We start from the raw sequence: 1,148 nt of genomic DNA, 5'->3' as shown, positions 1-1,148 counted from the left end.
CAACACCGTTGCGTTTAACGTCGGTGGCGGGTTGCAAGTCCGCTTTCCATGACCTGGATCTCGACGGCGAGGGTGTAGGTCTGGGTGGTTTGCGGGTGTTTTCCTGCGTTCGGCCCGTACTTGCTTGTCGGGTTCTTGCGGCTGCGGGCCTTGACGCGGTGGTGTCGTAGGGCGGGCAGCAGGTTGTCCAGGACCGTCCGCCCGATCGCTCCAAGGAGGTCGGCGGTTGCCGGTCGGAGTATGCCGGTGGCGGTGGTGACCTGGTCGGCGGCGGCCTGCAGCAGGACGGTGAAGCTGATCCGTTCCATGGCCAGTCCGGGCCGGGTGGTCACCGCGTCGGCCGCGGCACGGATGAGCGCCTGGTAGGTCGCCAGGAGCGCGTAGACCTCCTGGTCCAGGCCCGGAACGCTGCGTGAGCGCAGGACCCGCCCGTCGAGCATGGTCGCCTTGATCGAGAAGTAGGCGGTCTCCACCTGCCATCGGCGGTGGTAGAGCTCGACGAGTTCGCGGGCGGGGTAGCGCTCGTGGTCGAGCAGGCTGGTGACCAGCCTCCACGGCTCGCACCGGGTGGTGCCGTCGGCGAGGGTGACGGTGATCCATGCTTCGATCACGCGCACGGGCAGCGGCCGGTAGCCCGTCCCCGCCTCGTAGGCACCGGACAGGCGTGCCAGGTAGGAGCCGTCCGGCAGGCGGCGTTGGATGGTGGGGCGGCGCCGGGCGGAGGAGCGCACCAGGAACTGCGCGCCAGTGCCGGCGACGTCGCGTAGGAACTCCACCGCGTCGAAGCCGGCGTCGGCCAGCAGCAGCATCGAGGCGTTGAGGCAGCCCAGCAGACGGCGGGCGTAGGAGAGCTCGCCCTCGTTCTCCGGACCGAAACAGGCAGCGAGCACGGCCCGGGTGCCGCACTCGACCACGGCCAGCAGGCGCAGCAGCGGGTAGCCGAACTCCAGATGTTCTCCAGCTCGCTTCGGATAGCGCCAGGTGACCTGCTCGTCGTCGGGCGCGTGCAGGTGGGTGCCGTCGATCGCCACCGTGCGCAGTCCCCGGTAGAAGGACCCGGCCCGGCCGCGGTCGGCGACGGGACCGGCAAGGACCTCGAACAAGCGACGCAACGGCGCGGTCCCCACCCGGCGCCGCGCTCTGGCCAG

General features: G+C 70.3%; 1 protein-coding gene. It reads right to left on the bottom strand.

Annotation, left to right across the window (positions count from 1 at the left end):
• Nucleotides 1-14: 14 nt before the first annotated feature.
• Nucleotides 15-1,148 (bottom strand): IS4 family transposase (locus AC3ET4_RS30825; RefSeq protein WP_431955270.1); only part of this gene is annotated, 1,134 nt, incomplete at its 5' end.

It is taken from the genome of Actinacidiphila sp. bgisy167, from assembly GCF_057707665.1.
The sequence above is the reverse complement of the archived record's forward strand: the minus strand, read 5'-3'. Positions and strand labels throughout refer to the sequence as shown.